Origin of the sequence: Bradyrhizobium sp. B120, from assembly GCF_049075665.1 — a bacterium.
Taxonomy (GTDB): domain Bacteria; phylum Pseudomonadota; class Alphaproteobacteria; order Rhizobiales; family Xanthobacteraceae; genus Bradyrhizobium.
In genome coordinates this window covers 8062431-8089133 of the sequence record NZ_CP185242.1, presented here as the reverse complement: position 1 = coordinate 8089133, position 26703 = coordinate 8062431, and the positions used below count along the sequence as shown (strand labels likewise).

General features: G+C 65.4%; 16 protein-coding genes. 13 read left to right on the top strand and 3 right to left on the bottom strand.

What is annotated here, in order from left to right; all coding sequences use genetic code 11:
- Window positions 1-58 precede the first annotated feature (58 nt).
- Window positions 59-12139 carry a filamentous haemagglutinin family protein gene (locus tag ACOIX3_RS37535; RefSeq protein WP_420967014.1) on the top strand — a complete coding sequence of 4027 codons (12081 nt, stop codon included), beginning with the start codon at window positions 59-61 and terminating at the stop codon, window positions 12137-12139.
- 112 nt (window positions 12140-12251) lie between these two features.
- Here the strand turns inward: ACOIX3_RS37535 and ACOIX3_RS37530 are convergent, their stop codons facing one another.
- Window positions 12252-12725, bottom strand: a complete 474-nt coding sequence (locus ACOIX3_RS37530) for a tetratricopeptide repeat protein (RefSeq protein WP_420967013.1) — start codon at window positions 12723-12725, stop codon at window positions 12252-12254.
- 76 nt (window positions 12726-12801) lie between these two features.
- Window positions 12802-15177, bottom strand: a complete 2376-nt coding sequence (gspD, locus tag ACOIX3_RS37525; RefSeq protein ID WP_420967012.1) for a type II secretion system secretin GspD — start codon at window positions 15175-15177, stop codon at window positions 12802-12804.
- Window positions 15178-15499: 322 nt separating this feature from the next.
- On the opposite strand from gspD, the gene ACOIX3_RS37520 reads away from it, so the two are divergent.
- Genes ACOIX3_RS37520 through ACOIX3_RS37475 form a run of 10 tightly spaced genes read left to right on the top strand, consistent with a single transcriptional unit; the run spans window position 15500 to window position 23691 of the window.
- Window positions 15500-17176, top strand: coding sequence for a GspE/PulE family protein (locus ACOIX3_RS37520; RefSeq protein WP_420967011.1), 1677 nt, complete (start codon window positions 15500-15502; stop codon window positions 17174-17176).
- A gap of 4 nt (window positions 17177-17180) precedes the next feature.
- Window positions 17181-18392 (top strand): type II secretion system F family protein, encoded by a 1212-nt coding sequence (locus tag ACOIX3_RS37515; protein ID WP_420967010.1) that lies wholly within the window; start codon window positions 17181-17183, stop codon window positions 18390-18392.
- 17 nt (window positions 18393-18409) lie between these two features.
- Window positions 18410-18928 carry a type II secretion system major pseudopilin GspG gene (gspG, locus tag ACOIX3_RS37510; protein ID WP_420967008.1) on the top strand — a complete coding sequence of 173 codons (519 nt, stop codon included), beginning with the start codon at window positions 18410-18412 and terminating at the stop codon, window positions 18926-18928.
- A 15-nt stretch (window positions 18929-18943) separates the two neighbouring features.
- Window positions 18944-19408 (top strand): pilus assembly FimT family protein, encoded by a 465-nt coding sequence (locus ACOIX3_RS37505; RefSeq protein WP_420967007.1) that lies wholly within the window; start codon window positions 18944-18946, stop codon window positions 19406-19408.
- A 4-nt stretch (window positions 19409-19412) separates the two neighbouring features.
- Entirely contained in the window at window positions 19413-19793 is a 381-nt protein-coding gene (locus ACOIX3_RS37500; RefSeq protein ID WP_207833457.1) for a prepilin-type N-terminal cleavage/methylation domain-containing protein, read from the top strand.
- The gene (locus tag ACOIX3_RS37495; RefSeq protein WP_420967006.1) at window positions 19790-20497 is read left to right on the top strand and encodes a PulJ/GspJ family protein; all 708 of its coding nucleotides are present in this window, start codon (window positions 19790-19792) and stop codon (window positions 20495-20497) included. The genes ACOIX3_RS37500 and ACOIX3_RS37495 overlap by 4 nt, the downstream gene beginning before the upstream one ends.
- Window positions 20497-21414 carry a general secretion pathway protein GspK gene (locus tag ACOIX3_RS37490; protein ID WP_420967005.1) on the top strand — a complete coding sequence of 306 codons (918 nt, stop codon included), beginning with the start codon at window positions 20497-20499 and terminating at the stop codon, window positions 21412-21414. Before ACOIX3_RS37495 ends, ACOIX3_RS37490 begins: the two co-directional genes overlap by 1 nt.
- Complete coding sequence (locus ACOIX3_RS37485) at window positions 21414-22487, top strand: PilN domain-containing protein (RefSeq protein ID WP_420967003.1); 1074 nt, start codon at window positions 21414-21416, stop codon at window positions 22485-22487. The genes ACOIX3_RS37490 and ACOIX3_RS37485 overlap by 1 nt, the downstream gene beginning before the upstream one ends.
- A complete protein-coding gene (gspM, locus tag ACOIX3_RS37480) occupies window positions 22484-23047 on the top strand; it encodes a type II secretion system protein GspM (protein WP_420967002.1) in 564 nt (187 codons plus the stop codon). The genes ACOIX3_RS37485 and gspM overlap by 4 nt, the downstream gene beginning before the upstream one ends.
- Window positions 23047-23691, top strand: a complete 645-nt coding sequence (locus ACOIX3_RS37475) for a hypothetical protein (protein ID WP_420967001.1) — start codon at window positions 23047-23049, stop codon at window positions 23689-23691. Before gspM ends, ACOIX3_RS37475 begins: the two co-directional genes overlap by 1 nt.
- A 19-nt stretch (window positions 23692-23710) precedes the next feature.
- On the opposite strand, the gene ACOIX3_RS37470 is transcribed toward ACOIX3_RS37475, so the two are convergent.
- Window positions 23711-24310 (bottom strand): prepilin peptidase, encoded by a 600-nt coding sequence (locus tag ACOIX3_RS37470; protein WP_420967000.1) that lies wholly within the window; start codon window positions 24308-24310, stop codon window positions 23711-23713.
- A gap of 125 nt (window positions 24311-24435) precedes the next feature.
- Here ACOIX3_RS37470 and ACOIX3_RS37465 point away from each other — a divergent pair, with 125 nt between their 5' ends.
- Window positions 24436-25221, top strand: a complete 786-nt coding sequence (locus ACOIX3_RS37465; protein WP_420966999.1) for an EfeM/EfeO family lipoprotein — start codon at window positions 24436-24438, stop codon at window positions 25219-25221.
- Window positions 25218-26594 (top strand): cytochrome c peroxidase, encoded by a 1377-nt coding sequence (locus tag ACOIX3_RS37460; protein ID WP_420966998.1) that lies wholly within the window; start codon window positions 25218-25220, stop codon window positions 26592-26594. The genes ACOIX3_RS37465 and ACOIX3_RS37460 overlap by 4 nt, the downstream gene beginning before the upstream one ends.
- The last annotated feature ends 109 nt before the right edge of the window (window positions 26595-26703 follow it).

Below are 26703 nucleotides of genomic sequence, written 5' to 3'. Positions count from 1 at the left end.
CCGTCCTCGCCTCGATCCGCGTCGGGTCGCGCCGCCTTCTTCGCGGCAGCGGATCGGATTGGCATCCCGCTCCATGCTGCTCGCGGGAACAAGCACGCTGGCGCTGCTGCTGACCGGGCTTGAGGGCGCATCCGCGCGTCCATTCGGCAATTTCGCGACGACGAACTCGGCGCCGGCGATCGCCAGCGACGCTGCAGCCGCCGCAGCCCAGCAGGCCACTGATGTCGCGAGGCAAAGCCAGGGCGCGCTGATGCGGGCGACCCAGGCCATCCAGGCGTTGCAGGCTGCGCAGTCCGCTGCGCGTAGCGCAGCTGCAGCCTCGCAGCGATCGGCCACGCTGCCGCAGGTGGCGGTGCCGAACGGCCTCGCGCAGGGCGGCCTTCAGGTTGCGCCGGGCGCTGTGCCCGGCTCGGGCCTTTGGCAAGGCGCGGCCCTGCCGAGCCAGACCGCAAGCGGTGGCCAGACCACGGTCACCGTCAATCAGACCGCCCCGCAGGCGATCCTCAACTGGCAGAGTTTCAACGTCGGCAGCCAGACCACGCTCAATTTCAACCAGCAGGCCAGCAGCTGGACCGCGCTTAATCGCGTGGTCGGCAATGCCGGACCGAGCCAGATCCTCGGCCGCATCACCGCGCCGGGGCAAGTGCTGGTGATCAACCAGAACGGCATCATCTTCGGCGGCGCGAGCCAGATCAATGTCGGCTCGCTGATCGCATCAACCGCCAATATCGCCGACAGCCAATTCCGCGCCAACGGTCTCTATTCGACCCAGAGCGGCACCAACTATCTGCCGAGCTTCACCGGCGCCGGCGGCAAGATCGTGGTCGAGAGCGGCGCGCTGATCACCACCAATGCGCCGTCCTCGGTCACGACGGGCGGCGGCTTCGTGCTGCTGATGGGCACCGAGGTCGACAATGCCGGCGCCATCACCACGCCGAAGGGGCAGACCCAGTTCGCGGCCGGCGACGATTTCATCCTGCGCGCCGGCTATGGCACCAACACCAACCAGAACTCGACCACGCGCGGCAACGAGATCGCGCCGGTGCTGTATCGCGGGAGCGGCAGCGGGACCGTCAGCAACACGGGTCTCGTCCTCGCCCAGCAGGGCGATATCACGCTCGCCGGCCATGCCGTCACCCAGGATGGCATCCTGGTCTCGACCACCTCGGTCAATCAGCGCGGCACCATCCATCTGCTCAATTCGGCGTCCGACGCGACCGGCAGCGTCACGCTGACCAATAACGGCATCAGCCTGATCCTGCCGGAGACCGATGCGGCGGCCGCGCTGGTGTCCGGCATCGATCCGAGCGTGACCGCGCTCAATTCGCAGCGCGATGCCCTGATCGCCTCGGCCAAGCCGAACCTGCTGGCGACCGGCCAGTTCGACAACCTCTCGACGCTGTCCGATCGGCCCGATCAGTCGCGCATCGAGATCGTCACCGGCGGTACGATCGATTTCAGGAATGGCTCGCTGACCATGGCGCAGGGCGGCCAGGTGACGGCCTCCGCCGGCAAGCGCGTGTTCGCCGAAAGCGGATCGGTGATCGACGTCTCCGGCACCACCGGCACCGTGCTGCCGGTGTCCGCCAATTCGATCAAGGTCAACGTCCAGGGCAACGAGCTGCGCGACAGCCCGCAGAATCGCGACAGCGGCACGCTCATCAACAGCAATATGTGGATCGACGCCCGCGATCTGACCCTGGTGCCGGCCGGCACCGGCGGCTATGCGACGGACCGCTACTACACCGCGGGCGGGTTGCTCGAGGTGTCCGGCTATCTCAACAACACCGGCCACAAGATCGGCGAATGGACTGCGGTGGGCGGCACCATCACGCTGTCAGCGCCGGAGGTGGTGGCGCAGCGCGGCGCGATCTTCAATATCTCCGGCGGAGCGGTGCAGTATCAGAGCGGCTATGTGCGGCAGACGCTGCTGCTCGGCAATGACGGCCGCATCTACGATGCCGACGATGCCCCGGCCAATTTGACCTATGTCGCGGTGGCGAACGGCTTCATCGTCAATCACGCGCACTGGAACGTTATCGAGGTCTATCTCAGCCCGTTCGGCAGAGGCAGCTCGCGCTGGGAGAGCGGCTACACGGTGGGCCGCGACGCCGGCAGTCTCGTTCTCGCGACCCCGACCTCGGTGTTCGAGGGCACGATCCTCGCCAATGTGATCGACGGCGAAAACCAGATCGCCAAACGCCCGACTGGTGTCACCGACGGCTACAAGCTGACGCAGAACACCGTGCCGCTCGCCGGCACGCTGGCGCTCGGGCAGTACAATGGCTATGGCCTCGCCAACGCCTACAACACCGATGTGTCGTTCGGCAACGTTGCGCCGGTCACTGGCGGTCTCGACCTGACTTCCGCGCTGCCGGCCGGTCGCGTCAACACGGCCTGGTTCGATGCGCCGGCGCTCAACAGCTTCGGCCTCGGTGGCCTCAACATCAACACGGCCAACAAGATCTCCATCGATGCGCCGCTGCAATTGTCATCTGGCGCGCAGGTCAAGCTGATCGCTCCGACCGTCGATATCGCGGCCGGCATCACCGCGCGCTCCGGCACCGTCACCGTCAGCAACATTCTCAACTCGGCAACCGGCACGTTTTCGCTGACGAATGCGGCTGGAGGCGCGGCGCTGACGCTGGAGCCCGGCGCCGTCATCGATACGCGCGGCCTGTGGGTCAACGCGCAGACCAATCCGAACAGCGTGTCGGGCCTCGGTTTCCTCGACGGCGGCAACGTCACCTTCGATTCGACTCAGGACGTTAAGCTCGCTGCCGGCAGCACGGTCGACGTGTCCTCCGGCGGCACCGTCCTCATCAACGGCAAGACGCAAGGCGGCAAAGGCGGCAACGTCACGATTCTCGCGGGGCACACCCAGCAGGATGCGGGAACGCCGGGCGATGGAAATCTGGTTCTCGATGGTACGATCCGCGCCTGGGGCGTCACCGGCGGCGGCACGCTGACGATCTCGACGCCAGGCAACATCCTGATCGGCGACAGCGCTGAACTTGCCGGAGGTGTGCTGCCCGCAGGCACGCCTGCGCCGGTCGCATTGAAGTTCGCCCAACCGCTCACCATCCCGGCGGGGCAGCCGTTGCCGGTGCCGCTAACGCTCACCTTCACCTCATTGGTCTATGACGTGCCGACCCCGGTCGATATCCGGAACGCGGGTGTGCCCAGTGTGCCAACTGGCGCGGACTGGCCCGTTCCAACCGGGATCACGGTGCAGACACGGGTGAACGGCAACACGCAGTATTGGAGCACCGGATCCGTGTTGCCAGCGGGGTCGATCATCTCCGGCTTTAGTCTCGGCGGAGCCACCGGCGACGTCATTCCGGCCGGCACGGTCATTCCTTCAAGCGTTTTTCCCAACGGCCTTCCGGTCCTGCCCTACCAGATCACCTACGCAGCTGGGTCGGTTCAATCAACGCCGATGACTTACCCGGTCGGCAGCACTATTCCGGTCGGCGGGGTGATACCGCAAACCGTCGCCGTCGAGCCCGCGCCATCGCTCAATCCTGCGTTCTTCACCGCCGGCTTCTCCAATTACGACATCAATGGCGGGCTGGGTGTTGTGGTGGCCAACAACACTGTGCTTGCGGCCGCGATGCCGGTCTACCGGTTCACAGCTAGCAGTTATGCGGCACCGGCCGGCACCGATCCGTCGTCGGCGTTGGAGCTGTGGACCCCGCCGCTGTTCACCGGGGATCCGCGCAAGGCCGCGGTAACCCAGCGCGGCGGTGCGAGCCTCACGCTGCGTTCGCTCATCAAGCCCAGCACTGGCGGCGCGATCGTGGTTGGCGACGGCGCCTCGGTCAGCGTCGATCCGGGCCAGAGCATCACGCTCGATGCCTTCGGTCAGATCAGCGTGTTCGGTAACCTCACCGCGCATGGCGGCAGTATCAATTTGGTCAATGATGCCTACGGTTCGCCGGTGCGAACAGGCTTCAACTTCGACCTGAGCGGCAACGGCCGCGGCATTTCGATCTGGGTCGATGCCGCTGCCAAACTCGATGTCTCGGGCCTGGCCTATCAGGCGTCCGATACATCAGGACATCCATTCGGGAAGGCGACGGACGGCGGCTCCATCACCATCAATGGTGGTGGTGCCTTCGTGATCGTGCGTCCGGGCGCCGAGCTCAATGCAGATGGCACCCAGGTCGCGATCGATCTCGCGTCGGGCGGTACGGCTTTGTCAAGCCGCCCACAGATCGTCACAACGAATGGCGGCTCCATTACGCTGTCATCGCAGAGCGGTCTCTATCTCGACGGCGATATCCACGCCTTCTTCGGCGGAGCCGGCGCCTCCGGCGGCAGCCTGTCGATCGCGCTCACTACGCCGAACTTCGACGTGAATTCCTTCCCCAAAGGGGTGGCACCGGTCAATGTGATCGTTCCGAGCCTGATGACCGTGGTGCAGGCGCGTCCGGCGTCCTCTCTGCCGGAGGATATCGCCCCGGGCACGGCCGCGTCGCATCTGACGTTTGGCCAAGCCACCGTGAGCGCCGACATGGTCAAGGCCGGCGGGTTCGACAGCCTGACGCTGACGTCCGGCGACTACATGGCGTTCTCCGGCAATGTGTCGCTGGCGCTGGGGCGTAGCCTGACGCTGACGGCGGCGGCGTTCGCGTCGGGAGCTCCGGTGACTGGACCGGTCGATCCTTCGATGCCGGCCACGACTGGTAACGTGAGGGTGTCGGCTCCCTACATCCTGTTTCGTGAAGCGACGGCCGTTGTCCCCGACGGGACCATCAGCGGCAGCATCCGCAATCCCGGCGGCGCGGCCTTGCCGACCACGGCCACGTTCGAGGCCGACGCGAACCAGATCGACATCCAGGGCCTCATCGGCTTCTCGGCGCGTTCGCCGAACAACATGTATGCGCCGGGTTTCCTGACGACGAAGCTCGTCAGCCAGGGCGACATCCGCTTCCTGTCGATGCCCGGGGTTGTCGCGACCCAGCTGTCCACCAGCGGCAATCTCGATCTCCTTGCCGCGCAGATTTATCCCGCGACCAATGCCGTTGCCACCGTCATCGCAGGCAGTGGAAATTCCGATCCCACGACGACGCTGACCATCGGACGCACCACCGATACCATTCCGGATGCGCCGCTCTCCGTGTTCGGCCAACTCGCGTTCCAGGCGCCGGTGATCGAGCAGGGCGGCATCGTCCGCGCACCGCTCGGCCTTTTGACCTTTGGCCTGAGCTGGCCAGTGTACACGCCGCACGTCGATCTGCTGCCCGGCAGCCTGACTTCCGTTTCGATGGCAGGTCTGACCATCCCCTACGGCGGCACGATCGACGGCGTCACCTACACGTATAACGGCACCAGCATCCGTACGATCGGCCTCACCAACTTCAACAACAACGGGCCGCAATCCGGCATCATCCTCGATGGCCAGTCGATCAACGTCGCGAGCGGCGCGATCCTGGATATGTCGGGGGGCGGCACGCTCGCCGGTGCGGGTTTCGTCTCCGGACGCGGCGGCTCGGTCAACGTGATCAACACGCCGCTCGTCAACGCCAACCCTGCGACTCCTGTCAGCAAGGCGACCGACAAGGTCTACGCCATCCTGCCTGGTTATGGTTCAGGTTACGCGCCGATCGCGCCCGAGAATGGCGCCGGCGATCCCGCGATTGGTCAGCAGATCACCGTCCCGGCGGGCGTCCCGGGACTGCCGGCCGGAACATATACGCTACTGCCGTCCAACTACGCGCTGCTGCCCGGCGCGTACCGCGTGGAGCTTGGCGGCAGCACCACGACACCGGTCGGCAGCCCGATCACAATCGGCAACGGCACCTACGCAGCTACAGTCACCACCGGCATCGCCAACACCGCGATCAAGGGTAGCCTGCCGGTGACCGCGCTGATCACCGCGGGCACCTCCGTCCGCAAATATTCGCAATTCAACGAGCAGAATTACAGCGATTTCCTGCTTGCCAACGTGGCGCAATTCGGCGGCGTGCGTCCGCTGCTGCCGAGCGACGGCAAGACGCTCGAGATCATATTCGAGATGCCGAACGCCACCCCGATCGGACCAGCGCTCACATTCGACGGCACCGCGCTGTTTCAAGGTACGCAGGGCGGTAATGCCGGTCAGGTGGCGCTGCTGAATGTCGGCGAGGTTTATGCGGACGCGCCGACCCAAGGATTCTCCAGTCCCTCGGTCGGCGCCGCCGATCTCAATGCGCTCAAAGCGCCGCGCCTCCTGGTCAACGGAACTGTCATTACCTCGAATGGCACGCTGTTCCTTAGTCAACCCTACGGTCATGATCTGTTCATCCGCGATGGCGTCTCCCTCTCCGCCGGGGAGATGTTCTTTATCGGCAACAATATCAGCGTCGGTAACAACGTGACGCTCAACACCGTCGGACAGGGCGCAGTCCCGTTCGATTCCGTGTCGACCGGCATGAGCTATGCGGTCAGCCAGTTCACCGTGCTGGCGCTGTCCAATGGTGACATCAACTTCCTGCCATCGAATGTCGGCAACGGTTCGATTACTATCGGCGCCGGCTCGTCGCTCTATTCCGAAGGGACCTTGGCGTTCGTCACCAACGGCGCTTCCGCGATCGATCCGACCGCCCATTTCGGGTCGAGCAACATCGCGCTCGCGGTAGGCACCATCAACATCGGCGACGCCGCGACCGTGGCCGCGGCCGGCGCACCCGCCGGATTGATGTTCGATCAGACGCTGTTCAATACGTTGGTCAATGGTGATCCCCTGCACAACGCGCCGGCGTTGAAGACCATCACGCTTGCCGCGGCGAATTCGATCAACCTGTTCGGAAGCGCCGGCCTCGACGCCACCGGCAGCGGTGTCAACCTGGTGCTGAACACGTCGGCGATCTATGGCTACGGCGCGGCCAGCGACAACTCGACCATCGCCGCCGACAAGATTACGTGGAATGGCCTGAGCGGTGCGACGCCGCCGGCCATCGCCGCAGGCGGGCCCGGAACCGGAAGCGGTACATTCAACCTCGTCGCCAACGAGATCGACTTCGGCCGGTTCGCCTCGCTCGACACCTCGACTGCGAGCCGCGTGATTTACGGCTTCAGCAACGTCAACATCACCGGCAACTCAAGGATCATCTCGGCCGGCAACAGCAAGCTGTTCGTCTACCAGTCACCGAGTTCGGATCCTGCCGCGGTATTCGGCCAGAGCGGCAGCGGCGGCAATTTGACGCTGACGACGCCGCTGCTCACCGGTGCGCAGAAGTCGATCATGGCCTATTCCGCCGGCGGTGCGCTCGATGTCGTTGCGCCTGCGGGCGCGGCGCCGAGCCTCGCCAAGTCGACCGTGGCCGGTGCCGAGATCGACCTGACCGGTGGCAGCGTTGCTATCGGCACGACGATCTTGCTGCCGAGCGGCAGGCTCGTCGTCAATGCGACCGGCGATATCGTGCTCGGCGGTGCAAGCCGGATCGATCTCAGTGGTCAACCGTCCACGATCCAGCGGGCGACCGTCTACGGCTTCGGCGGCACGGCGATCTTCAACAGCGCGCAGGGTGGTCTGACGCAGCTTGCCGGCTCCGTGATCGATGTCTCCGCGACCAACGCCGTTGCCGGGTCGATCAGTATCGCGGCGGCGAACGGGCCGGTCACGCTCGGCGGTGCGCTCAACGGGGCGGCAACAAATGGCTACGCGAGCGGCGATTTCAGCGTCACCGCCGGCCGGCTGTCCAGCTCGGATTTCGCCGCGCTCAATGCGCTCTTAACCCAGGGCGGCTTCTTCGACGCGCGTGCCTTCGATATCAGGAACGGCGATCTGGTCGTCGGCGACGGTGTGAGGGCCAGCAATGTCACAATCGCCACCGACAACGGCAGCCTGTCCGTCGTCGGCACCATCGATGCGTCCGGTGCCGCACCCGGCGCCATCCGGCTCTCGGCCGGCAATGGGCTCGCGCTGGCGCCGAGCGCCGTGCTCGATGTTCACGGCACGGTGCTCCAGGTCGACAACTACGGCCAGCCGATCGAGGCGCGGAACCGCGGCCACATCGAGCTGACCGCGGCGGGCGGCGCGCTCACGCTGTCACCGGGCGCGACCATGGATCTCACCACGCCGAACGGCGTCGCCTATGGCGACGTGGTGCTGAACGCACAGCGCACCGGCGAGACCTCCGGTGATATCGCCATCAACGCAGCGGGTCTGCTCAACATCAAGGGTGCCTACAGCATCGCGCTCAACGCGTTCTGGACCTACGACCTGCCGGGCGGCAGCAGCATCAGCCAGGCGACGCTCGACGGTTACGACATCGCAAGCACGACGTTCATCAACGCCGCGTTGGGCAATGCGGGTTTGGCGGCGCGCGTCGCGGGCCTGTCCGCGTACGGCAGCACCTACCATCTGCGGCCGGGCGTCCAGATCACATCGAGCGGCGACCTCTCGACCTCGGGCGATATCGATCTTGCCCAATATCGCTACGGCGCGGGCGCTGATCGCAATCCGAATTCGGCAACCTACGGCGCCGGCGAGCCGATGGCCCTCGTGATCCGGGCCGGCGGCAATGTGACGGTCAAGGGAAGTATCTCGGACGGATTCAAATCATCACCGGGAGCGCCGGCGAGCATCAGGATCTTCGACGTCACCAACAGCCCGTACTTCACCCAGCGCTCGTTCAGCGGCTACACCTACTGGTACGACGGTCAGACCGACGTCTACGTCGTGAGCAGTTGGACCGTTCCGAACGACGACTTCTACAATTGGTGGATCACCAACTTCTGGGGCCCGCTGGTCGATACCAACAACAACTCCTACAATCCCGGAGATACGATTCCCGCCGGTACGATACTGAGTGCCAGCAACAGCTCTGGGTTCGCGTTTGAGCCCGGCAGCATGCCGACCGTTGCGGTTGTGGCGACCCCTGCAATTCCTTCGGCGGCGGGCACCGCGGCCGGAGCCCAGATGCTGGCGCCGGGTTCGCTGTCCGCGTCGATCCGGCTCGTGAGCGGTGCAGATCTTGCCGGCGCCGACCAACGCGCGTTGCAAACGACACAGGCGCTGAGCGGGAGCGGTAACCTGACGCTGAGCGATCCGGCCTACAATTCGTCGCGCAACGGCACGTTCTTCAGCGTGCTGCGCACCGGCACCGGCAGTCTCGACCTGCTGGCCGGCGGCAGCTTCAGCGAGGCCACGCCATATGGCGTCTATACGGCCGGCACCCAGGCGGCGCCGATCCTGGCGGCCGACGGCAGCAATCCCTACGACCTCGTCGGTGTCACCAGCAGCGGCAATTCGCACGCCTGGTACCCCGAGCATGGCGGCGACCTCCTGCTCACCGCGCAACGGGATGTCACCGGCAATCTACAGATCGCGGACAACAACCCCCGGTTCGCCGACTCCAATCTCACCGCCAACTGGCTCCGGCTGCAAGGCGGTGGCGCCTCCGCCGATCCGGCTGCCTGGTGGATCAATTTCGGCTCGCTTGCGAAGACCAACCCTTATAATAACGGCCAACAGCTGATCGGCTTTCAGGGGATTGGCACGCTCGGCGGCGGCAATCTCACCGTGATCGCGGGCGGCAATGCCGGCGTGACGGGCAACGGCTCGACCGGCCTCGACCTGGCGGTCGCCTCGACCGGCCGTATTCTGCCGAATGGCACGCTGGTAGAGACCGGTGGCGGCAATCTGGTTGTGAAGATTGGCGGTGGACTCAATCCGGTGGTGCCGACGACGCCTTACGGTCAGGGTCAGGTGCCAGACTATTTCGGCTCGTTCACCAACTTGCGTGGCGACACCATCGTCAGTGCCGGATCGGTCGGCGCGCTGGCCCCGAACACCTGGGGCTCCTATCTGGTTTCGTACGATCCGCGCGCCGTTGATCCCAACGTCTTCAAGCGCTCGCTCAAGACACCGGGGCCGCTCGTCATGCCGGGCGACGGCAGTGTCAGCATCACGACGCGCGGCGACCTCGTGCTCGGCGGCGCGGGGGACGCCGGCATGGCGTCGCCGGTCGATCTGAACGGCATTGCGTATACGGTGCGTAATGCCGACGGCACCACGACACTCCACAGCCGCGGGCAATCGAACTTCACATTGTGGACGCCGGCGACCGCGATCAATCTCTACGCGGCGGGTGGTGATGCGGCCGTATTGAGCGGAGTTTCCTTCAGCGGCACGGCTTTCTTTCCGGGAACGCTGATCGTCGCGGCCGCCAACGGTGATATCCGCTTTACGGAGCCTGGGGCCGGCGGCGGAGTGCCGACAATCGAGCTGACGTCGTCGCCGCTCGGCCAACTCGAATTGTTGGCGGCCGGCTCGGTCTACGGGACGAGCCAGGTCGTGGCGATGTCAGGCGCGGACATGAGCACGCTGGCGACGCCGTTCAATCCTGTCTTTGCCACTGGCACCGGCGGCGCCGGCAGCTCCAATGCGTGGGCGAACGCCGCCAATCGCATCAATCCCATCAGTCCAATCGCCTTCGGCGAGGACACGCCCATCTCCGACCTGCATGCAGGTGATAACCGGCCGGCCCTGGTCTACGCCGGCGTCGACATTGTCGATCTCACCCTCGGCCAGGCTCAGCCGGAGAGCCCGAGTGGTGGCACGTATTTCTATCCGACCCACAGCACCTGGTATATCGCGGCCAAGCCGTTCGAAGTCATCGCCGGCCGCGATATCGTCGGCACCGGTCCCGTGCCCAGTGTGTTCCTGAACAATGGGCCGAACGATATCTCGCTGATGCAGGCCGGCCGCGACATCTTTTATCAATCCGTCGCTGTTCTCGGTCCTGGCCTGCTTCAGCTACAGGCTGGCCGCAACCTGTACCAGGGCTACTACGGCTCTCTGCTCAGCGTGCGCGATATCGTCAATCAGTCCAACACCACGGGCGGGGCCGGCATCGTCACGATCGCCGGTGTCGGCGCCAGCGGTCCTGACTATGCCGATTTCGCCAAGCTGTATTTCAACGCCGCGAACCAGCTTCCCGGCGACGGCACGCCACTCGCCGGCAGCGGCAAGGTCGCCAAGGCCTACGCCGACGAATTATACAATTGGCTGCATAAGCGCTTCTCGTCCGGTCAGAACTATATCTACAAGGGCCAGTCCTACATCTTCACCGGCACGAAGGACGACGCGTTGGCGTTCTTCCTGTCGCTGCCCGTGGAGCAGCAGGGCGTGTTCGTCCGCGACATCTACTACAAGGAGCTCACGCTCGGCGGTCGCGAATACAACGACAAGGCCAGCAGCCGCTACGGCAGCTATCTACGTGGGCGCGATGCGATCGCCACGCTGTTCCCGGATCAGGATGCGCAAGGCAATCCGCTGACCTATTCCGGCAAGATCACGATGTTCAGCAGCGTCACGGGCTCCACCACCGTCAACGGCGTCACCGTCCCGGTGGTCAGCGACGCCGGGATCAACACCCAGTATGGCAGTGACATTCAGATCCTCAATCCGGGCGGGCAGACCATCATCGGGGTCGAGGGCGTGACGCCAGGTCCCGGTGCTGGCCTGATCACGCAAGGCCAGAACAGCAATATCGATGTGTATTCGCTCGGCAGCGTGCTGCTCGGCCAGAGCCGCATCATGACCACGTTCGGCGGCAATGTGCTGGTGTGGTCGGCGACCGGCGACATCAACGCCGGCCGCGGCTCGAAGACGACGGTGATCTATATGCCGCCGCTGCGCACCTATGACGCTTATGGCAATATCGCACTGTCGCCGGCGGCACCGGCCAGTGGTGCCGGCATCGCGACGCTCGCGACCATCCCCGGCACTCCGCCGAGCGACGTCGACCTGATCGCGCCGCTTGGCACCATCGATGCGGGCGAAGCCGGCATCCGTGTCTCGGGCAACGTCAACCTCGCCGCGCTGCAGGTGGTCAACGCCGCCAACATCCAGGTGCAGGGCACCTCGACCGGCATTCCGACGGTGCAGGGGCCGCCGGTCGGGGCGCTGACATCAGCGTCAAACACCACCGCTGCGAGCCAGCAGGCCGCGGCGCCACCGCCAAAGAACAATGACCAGCCGTCGGTCGTGATCGTCGAAGTGCTCGGCTATGGCGGCGGTGACGGATCTCCGCCCCAAGAGCAGCCGGAGCAGCAGCGCAAGCCGCGCGAAAAGCAGAGCTACAACGAGAACAGCGCCTTCCAGGTCATCGGGCTCGGCGATGCGACGGGCTCGTCAGGCAGGTGATGCGCGAGGATGCAGGACCGTGGCTCGGGAAAGCGATCGCGCGATGCAAAGGTCGCTTTCCCGGAATCGCCAGCGCCTTGCGCGCACCCCATGAGGCTTATACGGCAGGCGACTACTTGACCGTCAGATGCACATCCGGTGCCTGCCGGTCGGGGACCCATTCCAATGCAAACCGCTGGCCGGCCATGATCTCATAGGTCGAGAGCTTGGATGCGACCGCATCGCGGAAGCGGAGATAGGCATCGCGCTGTCGCCCGCCGGTGCGAGCCGCCGCCAGATTGAGCCATTTGTAGGCCAGCAAGAAATCGGTCGGAACGCCGTGGCCCCTGTCGTAGCTCAGGCCGAGCATGGCTTGTGCGAAAGGGTCGCCCTGCATGGCGCCGCGATAGTAGAGATCGGCGGCGGCCGCGTAGGCCTGCGGTACGCCGAAGCCGTGCTCATACATGAAGCCGAGCATGCCGAGGGCTCTTGCGTTGCCGCGATCGGCGGCGGGCGAGAGCTCGTGAAATGCCCTGACATAGTCGCCGCGATGGAAGGCAGCCGTTCCGCGCGCAAGGCTATCGGCGCTCGCGATCGATGCGGTCATCGCCCAGGCCACGACCGCAAGCGAAGCGCAAAGGTTTGTCCGAAGCGCGCGCGTGAGGAGCATCGTGTCGCCCCGCTCAATGGAAGCTGGTGGTGATCGGCGCATTGGTCGTCGTCGTGGCGATGCTGCCGCGCAATTTCGATCGCAGCTCCTCGGCCACGATCTGGGCGTCGGAACCGTTGCGGATGATCTGCGGGCGGATGAAGATGATCAGCTCGGTGCGTTGGGTCGCGTTGCTCTGATGCCCGAAGGCATCACCGAGGCCGGGAATCTGGTCAAGCACGGGAAGCGCATTGCGATTGCCGCTCTGCTGTTCGCTGATCAGACCCGCCAGCAGCACGGTCTGGCCGTTGGCGACCGCGATCTGGCTCTTGACCCTCCGTTCCGACACCGTCGGGGTCAGGCTGTTTGCGCTGGTCTGCGGAACGTTGCTGATCTCCTGCTCGACATCGAGCCGCACGGTGCCGTTCACACTGACGCGCGGCGAAACCCGCAGGATGATGCCGGTGTTGCGATAGTCGATGGTGTTGACCACCGTGTTGCTCCCGGTCAGCACCGTCGCGCTGCCGGTCGACACCGGGACGACGTCGCCGACCTGCAAGGTCGCGACCTGGTTGTTGATCACGACCAGCGACGGATTGGAGAGCACCTTGACGCTGGTGACGGCATGCAGCGCATCCAGGATCAGGCTCGGCTGCGTCTCGGATCCGATCAGGAAGTTGAAGCCCGGGAAGGCGCGGTTGATGAAGGCATTGGTGACCGAGCCTGCGACGGAGGCGACCCCGGTGGTCGCGTCCGTGGTGGTCGCGGGCGCCGTGGTGGCCTGGGTGCCGGTGAACGAGCCCATGTTCGGCTTCAGGCCGAGGTTCCTGCTGGTGAGATAGGTCTGCACGCCATAGGACAAGGTGTTGTTGAGCGTGACCTCGGCGATCGTCGCGTCGATCGCGACCTGGAGCTGCGGCTCGTCGATCTGCTGCAGCGTCGCCTCGATGATGCGGTAGTTGGCCTGGTCGGCATAGATCAGCAGATTGTTGTTCACGACATCGGGCGTGATCCGCACGTCCTGCATGACGGGCTGGCCGTTGCCTGAGCCCGAGCCAGCGCCGCGTCCGGCATCCAGCGCGGCATTGTTGCCCTGGCCCTGATTGGGATTGTTCGCTTGCCCGCCGGCGCCAAATCCCTGGCCGAGGCCCTGGCCCGTTGCACCTGTCCCTGACGTGCCGCGCGAGGCAAAGCTGCCCGAGTTCGAGCCCGAATTGCTGTTCGCCGACAGACGATCGGCGACGCTCGATGTCGACGAGGTGCCGGAGCCGGGCGCGAGCTGGCTGTCGGCGCTGTCGAGCAGATTGCCCGATGATCCGCCGAGGAACATGTCGGTCAGAACCCGCGCGATCTGGCGCGCGTCGCCGTATTTGACGCGGTAGACATGGACCGAGGTGCGCGCGGTGTCGTTGCGGTCGAGGCGCTTGATCCAGGTCGCTGCCGTGTGCAGCATGTCCGGCTTCTTGGTCACCACCAGCACCGCGTTGAGGCGTGCGATCGGCATGAACTTGATGACGTTCTGGCTGAGGCCGTTCTCGCCGGAATCGACGATCTTCTCCAGCTCGGCAATGACGGGTGCCGGCGAGCCGCTCGAGATCGGGAAGATGCCGACCGATTGGCCGCGCATCCAGTCGACGTCGAAGCTGAGCACGGTGTCGACCGCGGTGCGGCGCTCGGCGCCGGTGCCCTGGATCAGGAGCAGATTGCGCGTCGTATCGGCGCGGATCGAACCCGCTCTGGTGGCGAAGCTGTCGGTCAGCTTCAGCAGGGTCTGGGCCGACACATATTGCAGGGGAACCACCGAGATGCCGAACCCGGGCTCGGGATTGGCCGCCGCGGCATCGACGCGGCCGCCGCCGACGGCGTCGCCGAGCGGCGTCAGGCGATAGCCCGCGGTATCTTTCAGCAACACCACGCCGCTCAGGCGAAGCGCGTTTTCAAGCACGAAGACCATGTCAGATTTCGGCACCGGGCGGACCGACACCAGGCTCACCGTGCCCTGCACCCGCGGGTCGATGGTGTATCCGACATGCAGGATGTCGCCGAGCACGACCTTGGCGACGGTCGCAACCGGCGTGCTCTCGAAATTCAGATCGAAGCCATTGCCGTTCGAGGCCGGCTGCGGCCGCGCGTCGGCGACGGCGGTCACTTCGCTTCCGTCATACATCGCCGCGCGGACGGAGCCGCCCTGGCTGCCGCCCGCCGCCAGCCCGCTCACCGGTTGCGGCTGGCGCGGCAAGAGATCGAGCGATCGCACCTTGTCGGTGACGTCGACCTGGGACGCGTCCACGCTCTCGCCGACCGTCGCGGAATTGCAGGACGCCAGCAACCCCAGCGACGTCAGGGCAAAAATGGCTGCCAAGCCGCCACGGATCGTCGGGCAGCGGCCCACTGTGCCTACGCGTTGCATGAAGGCCCTTCGCTCTGACTAACTGAAATTTCGACGGCGTGCGACGATCGGTCCTACCCGGTGGGACTCTTAGCGATCGAACATGACAGAAATAAATTGGTTACATGATTGTCGTTCGCGACCTGACCATCGCATCGCACCAAATCTGCGCAGCCGGCGCGCCGCCGTGTCCGCGATGCCACGTCAAGGTTTCTTGAGCCAGGCGAACGATGCGACTTCGCACAGCTGTCACACTTCGGATCGATAACCGCAGAATTGCCGGGAGCCGACGCGACGGCGGATGGCACGGACTGATCCGGGATAGTGTGGCGGGATATCGAGAATGGCCAACGACCTGTCCGTTCGGTTCGTGGATTATCTGCGCCAGAACAATCATTTGGCGCCGATCGACGGATCGGCGGAGCGGAGCGGGCAGGGCGCCGACGCCAGGCAATTGAAGCTGTGGGAGGTCACCAGCCTCGCACCGACCGAATTCGCCGACGAGGCCGCGCGCTTCTTCGCGCTCGGCCGCCTGACGCTCCAGGAGATGACCTCGGCCGAACCGCTGGTCGGGGCGTTCTCGCCGCGCTTCCTGCGCGAGACCATGGTCTATCCATGCCGGACGGCCGATGGGAGCACTGTCCTTGCGGTCGTCGATCCGACCGACCAGGCGACGCTGCGGGCGGCGCAGATCGTGCTCGGCGCCGGCATCAATGTGAAGGTGGCGTCGTCGGAAGACGTCGCCATCGCGCTGAACAACTCTTCCAGCGCCGAGGAGGCCGAGACCGCCGATACCGCGGCGGCGCTGCCCCGTGAGGACGATATCGAGAGCCTGCGCGATCTCGCCAGCGGTGCGCCGGTGGTGCGCGCGGTCAACGATCTGATCGAGAAGGCCGTCGAGCTGCGCGCCAGCGACATCCACATCGAGCCGTTTTCCGCCGGCCTGATGGTGCGCTTGCGCATCGATGGCCTGCTGCGGCCGGTCGCGGCGCTGTCGGGGGTGCTGCCACAGGCGGTGGTCTCCCGCATCAAGATCATCGCCAATCTCAACATCGCCGAGCGCCGTTTGCCGCAGGACGGCGCGGCGCGACTGCGGGTCGGGCGCGCCGACATCGACATCCGCGTCGCGATCATGCCGATGCAACACGGCGAATCCGCCGTCATCCGCATTCTGCCCAAGGATCGCGGCCTGCTGGTCGTCGAGAAGCTGGGATTCTTGGAGAATGACGAAGCCAAGCTGCGGCGGCTGCTGAAGCTGCCGTACGGCATGGTCGTGATCACGGGACCGACCGGCAGCGGCAAGACCACGACGCTGGCGACGATCCTCTCGATCCTCAACGAGCCCAGCCGCAAGATTCTGACGATCGAGGACCCGGTCGAATACGAGATCCCCGGCGTCAACCAGTCCCAGGTCAAGCCGGCGATCGGCCTGACCTTTGCCACCGCGCTGCGCTCCTTCGTTCGCCAGGACCCTGACGTGATCATGGTCGGTGAAATCAGAGATTCCGAGACCGCGCATGTCGCGGTGCATGCGGCGCTGACCGGGCATCTGGTGCTGACGACGCTGCACACCGAGACGGCGGCCGCCGCGGTGCCGCGCCTGCTCGACCTCGGGGTCGAAGGCTATCTGCTGCGTTCGGTGCTGCGCGGCGTGATCGCGCAGCGCCTGGTCCGCCAATTGTGCGAGCGCTGCAAGACCGCGCGGCCGCTGGCGACGGCCGATTTCACCGAGGATCCCCGGCTCACCGCACTCGGATTCCGGGAAGGCGAGATTATCCACGAGCCATGCGGCTGCGAGCGTTGCGGCGCGACCGGTTATCGCGGCCGTCTCGGCGTGTTCGAGCTGCTCGAATTATCCAGTGAACTGCGCGAACTGATCGGAGAGCGAAGCGACGGAATGAAGATCGATACGATGGCGATCCGGGCGGGCATGACCCCGATGCTCGATGACGGGGTTGCCAAATGCCGCGCCGGATTGACCTCGCCCGCCGAGATCCTCCGCGTTGCAACGGTGCGGTGACGCCGTGCCGAATTATCGCTATCGCGCTTTGACCCAGGCCGGCGAGATCGTGAACGGCACGATCTCGGCTCCAACGGCGGCCGAGGTGGCACGGCGGATCGAATATCTCAAGCTGCTCCCGATCGAAACCTCCGAGGACAAGCGCGCATCCGGCACAGCCGGTGGCCGCAGCCTGTTCGGCGGGCCGAGCGCTGCCGAGGTTACGACGTTCACGCGCGATCTCGCGCTGCTGCTCAAGGCCGGCGCGCGGCTCGACGATGCCCTGGAGCTTTTGTCCGGCGATGCCGATGTCGGCCGGATGCGTCCGGTGGTGGCCAAGATCCGCGCAGCCCTGCTCACCGGCGAGAGCTTTGCCGATGCGGTGGCGGATCATCCGACCCTGTTCCAGCCGATGTACATCGCCCTGGTCCGGGTGGGGGAAATCTCCGGCACGCTCGACTCCGTGCTCGAGATGCTAGGGACCGAGCGCGCGCGTTCGGAGCAGATGCGGCGCAAGCTGACCGATGCCATGCAGTATCCGGCCTTCGTGCTGGTCGCGGCATCCGGCGTGATGCTGTTCTTCCTGCTGTTTGTGCTGCCGCAATTCTCGACCGTGCTCGGCGATTTCGGCGGCAAGTCCGATACGGCGCTCGCCAGCTTCATCGCGGTGTCGGATTTCCTGCGCGCTAATGCCACGGCCGCAAGCCTGATCAGTGCCGCGACGATTGCGCTCGCATGGTGGCTGCTGCGGCAGGCGCGGGTGCGCGCCGCGCTGGTCAGCGGGATCTCGCGGGTGCCGGGCATCAGCAGCGCCTTTCAGTTCTATCGCGCGAGCCTGTTCTGCCGCAATCTCGGCGTCCTGCTCGGCAGCGGCGTCCACCTCACGGCCGCATTGCGCATCCTCGTCGACATCATGGCGGTGACGGGGAGCGAGGCGAACTGGACCGCCGCCGCCGACCGCGTCCGCCATGGCGGAAAGTTGTCGGACGCGCTCGCCGTGGCGGACAGCCTGCCGCCGATGGCGGTCCGCATGCTGCGGCTCGGCGAAGAGACCGGGCAGCTGCCGGTGCTGGCCGGGCGGGTCGCGGAATTCTACGAAGCAAAATTGCAGCGCAGCCTGGACCGTGTCGTCGGCATCGTCGGTCCGCTGGCGATCATCACGATCAGCATCGTCGTCGGCGGACTGATCGTATCGGTCATGACGGCGCTGCTCTCGGTCACGCAGCTAGTCGGTTAGAGCAGGGGTCATCGGTCATGATATCGCGCAACACGATCATCGAAACATTCTCCAAGCGAGCGGGACGCGATCCGGCGCGCTCACAACCGCCAAGGCGTTCGGGGCAGGAGGGCTTTACCCTCGTCGAGATGCTGGTGGTGATCGCGATCATCGGCCTCATCATGGGGCTGATCGGGCCGCGCGTGCTCAACTATCTCAGCGAGTCCAAGGTCAAGACCGCGCGCATCCAGTTGCAGAGCTTCTCCAGTGCGCTCGACCTGTTCTACCTCGACGCCGGGCGCTTCCCGTCCACGGCGGAAGGACTTGCCGTGCTGGTCCGGCGCACGCCGGGCGTCGCCGCCTGGAACGGCCCCTATCTGAAGGGCGGCAACGTTCCGAGCGATCCCTGGAACCATCCCTATCTTTATCGCTCGCCCGGCGAACACGGGCCTTACGATATCGTCTCCTATGGCTCCGACGGTCAGGAGGGCGGCAGCGGCACCTCGGCCGACATCTCGCTTGAAAAGACGACAGCCGCCAACAACGACCAACAATAAGGATGCATGGCGAGCATGAATGAGGCGACGCAGCGCGGTTTCACCCTGCTCGAGATGGTGTGCGTGCTTGCCATCATCGCGCTGCTGTCGGCCGTGCTGCTCCCGTTCATTCCGCACCAGACCTCGCGCTCGCGCTTGCAGGCCTATGCGTTGCAGACCGCAACGCTGCTGAAGGCCGATCGTAATGCCGCCATCGAGCGCAGCAGCAGCGTTGCGACGCTGGTCGATGCGGCGAGCCGGGTGATCCACTCCGGCGCGTCGCGCATGACGGTGCGAATCCCCGATGATGTGCGGTTCGATGCGGTGCTGCCGCAGAGTTGTCAGCGCCGCGCCGCACTGTCGACCATCCGCTTCTTCGCCAATGGCGGTTCCTGCGGCGGCTCCATCGCGCTGACGCGGCTCGATGCGGGATATGAGGTCCGCGTCAACTGGCTCACCGGAAGGGTAGAAATCGTTGCTCGCGACGTCGCCGCCAACTAACCGCATGGACGCGGGGTTCACCATCATCGAGGTGCTGGTGGCGCTGGCGCTGGTGGCTGTCTCGATCGTTGCGATCGGCGCGGTGATGGGCGTCAAGACGCGCGGCGTCCGGGCGATGGAGCAGCACGTCGCGCTGATGCAGGCGGTGCGCACCTTGATGACGGTCGGCATTCCGCCGCGCGCCGAACTGCAGTCGGGCACGTCGACGGGGCAGGCGGAGGGTTACCGCTGGACCATCGAGGTCAGTCCGCTCGGTGGCGACTGGACGGTGCCCGAGGGCAACGTGCCCTGGGCGCCGGAGCTGGTGCGCATTCGCGTCAAGTCTCCGGGCGGTGCGTTGTCCGACATTCGCACCGTGCGTCTGATGCCGAGGTCATCGGAATGACCCCGGCAGGCACAGCACAGCGAGGAGGCGAGCGTGGCTTCACGCTGATCGAGACCATCGTCGCGCTGGCGCTGATGGGGCTGCTGCTGTCGGCACTCGCCAGCATCACGGCGCAATGGCTGCCGAGCTGGAACCGGGGGCTCGACCGGATCCAGCGCAGCGAATTGATCGGGATCGCGCTGGAACGGATCGGCGCCGATCTCGCCGCGGCGGAGTTCGTTGCCGCCAACCGCGATACCCACAAGCCGCTGTTCGACGGATCGGAATTGTCGGTGACGTTCGTGCGCACGTCGGTGGGGCCGAATGCGGGGCCGGGGCTCGACGTGGTGCACCTTGGCGAAACCCGGGATCGCAGCGAGTTCGTCACGGTTCGTTCGCAGGCGCGCTTCACGCCGCTGGCCGATGGGGTGTCGCTGTCGGAACAGGTGCATCTCGGTAGCCCCGTCGTGCTGCTGCGCGCACCCTATCGCCTGTCGTTCGCCTATGCCGGTGCCGACCGGGCCTGGAAGAGCGTATGGAAGGATGCCAACAAGCTGCCGGCGATGATCCGGTTGACCGTGCGTGACGCGGCAAGCCAGCGCGTCCTGTCGGTGTCGACCATCGCGCCGGTCCATGTCCAGATTCCGAGCGATTGCACCAAGCCGGACGGCAATTGCGGCGACAAGCAAAGCTCCGACGGTGCCACCGATCAGGGGAAGACGTGATGAGCGCGTCCGGCAATACCGGCCGATCGCCGCCCAACCGCGGCTTCGTCATCGTTGCGGTGCTCTGGATCCTGCTTGCGCTGTCGTCGCTGGCGATCATCTTCTCGGCCTATCTTGCCGCCTCCGCGCGCGCGTTGGCAGCCAGCGACCTGTCGTTGCAGACCGAGGCGCTGGTGTCGGCCGGGCTCGAGCTCACCGCCTATCAGCTGACGCTGACGGATGAGAAGACGCGGCCGCAGTACGGGGCGTTTCATTTCGGGCTGGACGACGCCAGCGTCGGTGTCACCTTCACGTCGGAGGCCGGCCGCGTTGACCTGAACTACGCGTCGAAGGAAATGCTGATCGGCCTCTTTGTCGTGCTCGGCGCCCGAAAGGACGCCGCCAGCGAATACGCCGACCGGATCGTCGGCTGGCGAACCCGGCCCACGCCGGGCAGCGAGAATGTGGAGGCCGCGCGCTACAACGCGCTTGGCTATTCGCCGCGGCAGGGGCTGTTCACCCATGCCAACGAGCTGGCGCTGGTCGCCGGCATCCCCGAAGCCTTCGTCGATCGTGTGTTGCCGTTCGTGACGGTGTTCAACGGCAGTCCGGATGTCGATCCGGCGATCGCTGCGCCGGAAGTCGCTCTTGCCGTGGACAAGGCATCGGGGAAGCAGCAGGACGGCTTCGGCGCGCCTGCTCCGTCGCCGAACGGCGGCCTCAGTGCCGGATCGCAGGCGCCGAACCCGCAAACTGCGGCATCGACCGCGCAGAGCCCCTGCTACCGGATCGCAATCTCGATCCGGTTCCGCAACGGTCACCGCACCACGTCTGAAGCGGTGATTGCGCTCGGCGACAAGGTCGAGCCCTATCGTGTGTTGTCCTGGCAGAACGATGTCGAGCCGCGTAGTACGGTTCTGCCGCGGAGGAGAGGTTGATGGCAATACTCGCCGAAGCACGGCAATGGTTCGAGCAATGGATCGGCGCGGTCGCGACTGCCGTCGACGGCGTTGCGGGCAGGTTCATGCGTCGGCGCAGCATCGAGCTCGACGAAAATGCCGACGGTACGTTCACAGCCCGCGCCACCGCGGCGAGAGATGGCTCGCCGTCAGCTCCGGTTTCGTTCCGACTCGATCACGATGCGCCGCAGCCTCCGTTGTCAACAGAGTGGAAGACCGCGTTCGACGGCAGCCGCATCGAGGTGCGATTGCGATCGGATCAAATCGTCAGCCGTGTGCTCGATTTCCCGAGCCAGGCCGGCGATTTCCTGGATGGCATGATCCGTGCGCAGGTCGACCGCCTGACGCCATGGACCGCCGCCGATGCGGTCTTTGGCTGGGGTCCGCCGCAGCCGATCTCCAATGACCGTATTGAAGTCGCGTTCAGTGCGACCGCGGCGAGCAAGGTCGATCCGCTGATCCGGATGGCCAGGATGCTCGGCGCCGCCACCGTTGCGGTCTCGGCGCCGGCGGTTGGCGGCGATGGCGCCCCGCAGCAAGTGACGCTGCTCGACAGATCGTTGCGCGGCCTTGCCGGACCTGCGGTTCCGCGCCTGTTGCGCATCGGTCTGGTCGCGACGGCGGCTGTGGCCGCGGTCTCCCTGCTGCTCAACATCTATCTCGGCGGATGGCTGCAATCCGAGCAGGAGGACCTGCAACACCGGATCTCACAGCGGCGCGCCGCCCTGCGTCTCGATACCAACGGCGACACGTCCGGTCTCGGCCTGCTCGCCAAGCGCAAGCAGACGACGCCATCGAGCGTCATGGTTCTGGAAGCGATCTCGCGCGTGCTGCCCGACACGACCTATGTGACGGAGCTTCGCATCGAGGGCAACAAGGTGCAGGTGGTGGGACTGACCCAGGATGCGCCATCCCTGATCCGCTTGCTGGAGCAGTCGCCGCAATTCACCCGCGCGACATTCTTCGCGCCGACGACCCGCGCCGCGAATGAATCGGCGGAGCGGTTCCACGTCGAGGCCAATCTATCCGCTTCCTTTGGGTCCGGCTCATGAGCGCAGCATCCCGATCGCTGACGGCCGTCAGCACTTCGCCACTGGTCGCGACCGCGAGCTATCTCGGCGTGTTCGTGCTGCTGCTGTTCGTCGTCATCTCGTCGCTCTCCGATATCATCGGCCTGCGCAGCGATGTTGCGGCATCGGCCGGAATGCTGGAGCAACTCGAGGGACGGTCCAAGGCGAATACCGCGCCCGGTCAGTCCCCGATGCCGACCGGTTCCGCCTATCTCGAGGGGGCGACCGTCACGGTTGCCGGCGCCACGCTGCTGCAGCGCGTGTCGGGCGCGGTGATCAAGGCCGGCGGCAATGTGCTGTCGACGCAGCTCGACGTTCCCAACGCGCCGGCCAAGGCCGGTTTCATCAGCATGGTCGCGAGCAGCGAGATCGAACAGGCGCAGTTGCAGCAGGTGCTCTACGATCTCGAAGCCGGCATGCCGTTCCTGTTCATCGACCAACTGGTCGTGCAACCCGTGGCCGACGAGGCGGCGAAGGGCGCCGATCCCGGCAAGCTGCGCGTGCTGCTCGGCGTATCCGGACAATGGCGAGGAGCCAAATGATGCGACGCTTCGCGGCAACCATCGTGCTGTTGGCGGTGTCGGCCTATTCGGCGCCGGCTGCGGTGCCTGACCCATCCGGCGATGCGCTGGATGCCGGGATGCTCGACGATACCCGTCTGGGTGGGCCGGTGCTGAGTTCACCGCCGTCGTCCGAGCCGGTGACGTCGGTTCGGGTGGCGCCTTCGCCGGCGCCGACGCCCCGGCCGCTCAGCGCAAATCCGCTGTGGGGCATTCCGCTCAAGACGCTGTCCAACACCCGCGACCGCCCGGTGTTCTCGCCGTCGCGGCGGCCGCCGCCTGCCGTCGTTGCGGAGCCGGAAGTCAGCAAGCCGTTGCCGCCGCCGCCACGCAAGGTCGCGCTCGAGCCGCCGCCGCTGTCGCTCGTCGGCACGATCGCGGGAGACGATGAAAGCTTCGGGATCTTTCTCGATCAAGCGAACAAGACCGCATTGCGGCTGAAGCTCGGCGACGATTTCCAGGGATGGAAGCTGCGAGCCATCAGCGGACGCGAAGTCACCATGCAGAAAGACGAGCACGACGCCGTGCTCACATTGCCCCAGCCGGGCACCGAGGAGAACGGCGACGTCCGCCTCGTTCCGGTCAGCACCGACAGGAGGCCGCTGGCGGCGCGGATCCAGAGGTGATTGCCCTTTCGATCCCGCGCTAGTTCAATTCCAGCCAGCTCTGCAGGGCAGGCGTCAGGAGAAGTCCGAGCGCAAGAAAAGGACCGAACGGGATCGACGTCTGGCGCTTCATCTCGTGTCCTGCGAGCTGCAGGCTGCCGGCGACAGCAAGTGCTGCGAGTGCCGCGATCAGCAGCAGGGTCGGAATCCCAAAGGCTCCGACCCAGATCGTCGCGGCGGCAAGAAACTTGACGTCGCCCAGTCCCAACCCGTCTACCTTCCGCAAGACGAAGTAGAGTCTTTGCAATAGAAAGAACAGCGCGCCGACGAGAACGGCGATCGCCATCGCACTGAGCGCGGCTGTCGTGCTTTCAGTGATGACGACGTGTGCAAGACCGAGTGCCGCGATCGCAAGATTCAGCCAATCGGGAATGATGCCGTGGCGCAGATCGATCAGCGCGACGGTGCAGCACAGCACGCAAAGCGCGCCGTAAGATGCAATGAAATAAAGAGCTTCGCGATCGAGTGGCATGGTGGCGGGACAAGTGTGACGCGTGAACACACTGTGTTGCAACAACTCGCGCGCGTTGAACAGTGCATTTTCAATCGAGCAATGCGTTTGCGGGATTGTGATCGTCAACAACGATCGCGAAGCAGAAAAGATGCGACAAAAAGTCTGCGCTGTCACAAATCCGCATAGGATACCGACAATAGTTCGCCCGATTACGTGCCGCGAGCCCTTTGCGGCAGACGAGTGGGTTGGCTATGCACAAGATGCGAGTGGCGGCGTGCCTGGCTTTGCTGGCAGCGTCGGCAGGCGTGCGCGCCGCGAACGCGGGCGCGCTCGAGGACGGCGCCGAGCGCTATCGGCCGTATTTGATCGAGGGCGTTGGCAGTGCGCTGGCGGGCGCGCGTACGTTGCGCGAGCGCGCCGCTGCGGCGGACTTGCCTGGTGCACGGAAGGCCTGGTTGTCGGCGCGCGCCGGCTGGGAGCGCTCGGAGGTGTTTACCGCGGGCTTCGTGCCCGAGCTCGATGCGCAGATCGATGCCTGGCCGAACGCGGATAGCGGGTTCCATGCCATCGAAGCGAAACTGTTCGGAGCCGGTAGTACCGATGTCGCCACCGATGCCACGGGCCTGGTCGATCACCTGAACGATCTTCACGGCAAGCTCAGGGATATCAAGCTGACGCCGCAAGGCCTCCTGGATGGCACGGTGCGGCTCGCTTACGAAGTCGGCGAAAGCAAAGCCGATGGCGGCGAGTCGCGCATCAGCGGCACCTCGCTGGACGATATGCGCAACAATATCGCCGGCATCGACTTCGCCTATCACACGATTTTCTCCGCCGCGCTCAACACGGTCGACGGCAAGCTCGACGAGATGGTGACGAACCGGATCGAGCAGCTCGAGGCGATCGTCGCCACGCCCGACCTGCCGCATGTCAATATCGCCGATCTGCGCCAGACCAGCGAGGAGCTGGTCGTCGCGTTGCAGAGCGCCTCGGCAAAGCTCGGGCTGCAGCGCCCGACCCTGGAGGCGCAGGCGCGATGAGATCGCTACACCTGCGTCCGGCTGCGCTGCTCTCCGCGGTCATCGCCCTCGCGCTGCTCGGGCGCGCGGCGGCGTTTCCGGTCGATGGCGACAAGACCGTGCTGCCGGTTGCGACCGAGCTGAACGAGGATGCGCTCGACAAGCCGCGTGAGGTGTTCCAGTCGGAGCGGACCGGAGCCAAGTCGTATCTGGTGAATCTCGGCGATCTCGCCTTCAATTCGCCGGGCCTGCTCGGCGAGGTAGCACGGCAGGCCGGCGTGAGCTGCGGCACCTGCCACGTCAATGGCGCGAACAACGCCAAATTCTTCATGCCGAAGATGTCGAGCCGGCCCGGCACGTTCGACACCACGGGGGCGCTGTTCAATCCGAAGGCCAACAACCTGTCGTTCGATCCGGTGCGGATTCCGAGCCTGCGCGGCGCGCGCTATCTTGCACCCTACGGCGCCGATGGCCGGTTCGCCTCGCTGCGCGACTTCGTCCACAACGTCATCACCAGCGAGTTCGCAGGTCCCGAGCCGTCGCCGGCCACGCTCGATGCGATCGTGGCCTATCTTCACGACATCGATTTTCTGCCCAATCCGAGCCTTGGTCCCGCCGGGCGGCTGGCCGGCAAGATCACCGACGCGGAGCGCCGCGGCGAGGCGCTGTTCGCAAAGCCATTCCCGCACGATCCGGCGCTGAGCTGCGCAGGATGCCACGTGCCATCGTCCGGCTTTGTCGATCACCAGCAGCATGACGTCGGCTCGGGCGGGCTGTTCAAGACGCCGACCCTGCGCAACGCAGACTTCAACGCGCCGTATTTCCACGATGGCCGCTTCGACAATTTCAACCAGGTCGTCGATTATTTCGATCGGACCTTTCAGCTCGACCTCTCGGCACAGGACAAGGGCGACCTCGTTGCCTATCTCACGGCCGTCGGCGACGGCGTGCAGCCTTATGAACGCGACGGTGCCGGTGCGACGCTGAAGGAGATCAACGATTTCTCGACGGTGCTCGCGACCGCGATTCCCGCCGGCGACAAGGACATCGTCGCGCTTGCAGTCGATACGATCGGCCGCGAGCTGCGCGAGTTGACTGAGCAATATCCCGATCGCAAGAACACCAGCGTGTCCGGGGGCGAGCAGCAGCGCGTGCTTGCGCGCAGCGGGCTGAAGGAGCTCGTGCTCACGCTGCGGCGAATCGAGATGGCCGTTGCCGCGGGCCGCAACGCCGATGCTGCAGCCGAGTTCAGGAATTATCGCAATCTGATGGCTGCTGCGGTGCCTGCGTTACTGGCGAGCGCCGAGCCGTGGTCGTTGTTCAATCAGGATGTGCATGATCAGCATTACGCCGCGCTTCGCGAAGTGATGCGCTCCAGGCACGTCTCGCATTGATTGAGCTGAATTGTAGGGCATTTGCGATCCGCGTCGCGGCGTGGAGCGCTTCATCTCCTTTCGATCTTCAGTCGAAGAATAGAATCGTGGAGATGCAGCGTGCAGCGGC

What these genes read in the sequence shown, in the direction of transcription:
- ACOIX3_RS37465 (WP_420966999.1), top strand. Translation starts at nt 24,436, where the DNA reads ATGCACAAGATGCGAGTGGCGGCGTGCCTGGCTTTGCTGGCAGCGTCG.
- ACOIX3_RS37530 (WP_420967013.1), bottom strand. Translation starts at nt 12,725, where the DNA reads ATGACCGCATCGATCGCGAGCGCCGATAGCCTTGCGCGCGGAACGGCT.
- ACOIX3_RS37520 (WP_420967011.1), top strand. Translation starts at nt 15,500, where the DNA reads ATGGCCAACGACCTGTCCGTTCGGTTCGTGGATTATCTGCGCCAGAAC.
- ACOIX3_RS37505 (WP_420967007.1), top strand. Translation starts at nt 18,944, where the DNA reads ATGAATGAGGCGACGCAGCGCGGTTTCACCCTGCTCGAGATGGTGTGC.
- ACOIX3_RS37460 (WP_420966998.1), top strand. Translation starts at nt 25,218, where the DNA reads ATGAGATCGCTACACCTGCGTCCGGCTGCGCTGCTCTCCGCGGTCATC.
- gspG (WP_420967008.1), top strand. Translation starts at nt 18,410, where the DNA reads ATGATATCGCGCAACACGATCATCGAAACATTCTCCAAGCGAGCGGGA.
- ACOIX3_RS37475 (WP_420967001.1), top strand. Translation starts at nt 23,047, where the DNA reads ATGCGACGCTTCGCGGCAACCATCGTGCTGTTGGCGGTGTCGGCCTAT.
- ACOIX3_RS37495 (WP_420967006.1), top strand. Translation starts at nt 19,790, where the DNA reads ATGACCCCGGCAGGCACAGCACAGCGAGGAGGCGAGCGTGGCTTCACG.
- gspD (WP_420967012.1), bottom strand. Translation starts at nt 15,177, where the DNA reads ATGCAACGCGTAGGCACAGTGGGCCGCTGCCCGACGATCCGTGGCGGC.
- ACOIX3_RS37500 (WP_207833457.1), top strand. Translation starts at nt 19,413, where the DNA reads ATGGACGCGGGGTTCACCATCATCGAGGTGCTGGTGGCGCTGGCGCTG.
- ACOIX3_RS37485 (WP_420967003.1), top strand. Translation starts at nt 21,414, where the DNA reads ATGGCAATACTCGCCGAAGCACGGCAATGGTTCGAGCAATGGATCGGC.
- gspM (WP_420967002.1), top strand. Translation starts at nt 22,484, where the DNA reads ATGAGCGCAGCATCCCGATCGCTGACGGCCGTCAGCACTTCGCCACTG.
- ACOIX3_RS37490 (WP_420967005.1), top strand. Translation starts at nt 20,497, where the DNA reads ATGAGCGCGTCCGGCAATACCGGCCGATCGCCGCCCAACCGCGGCTTC.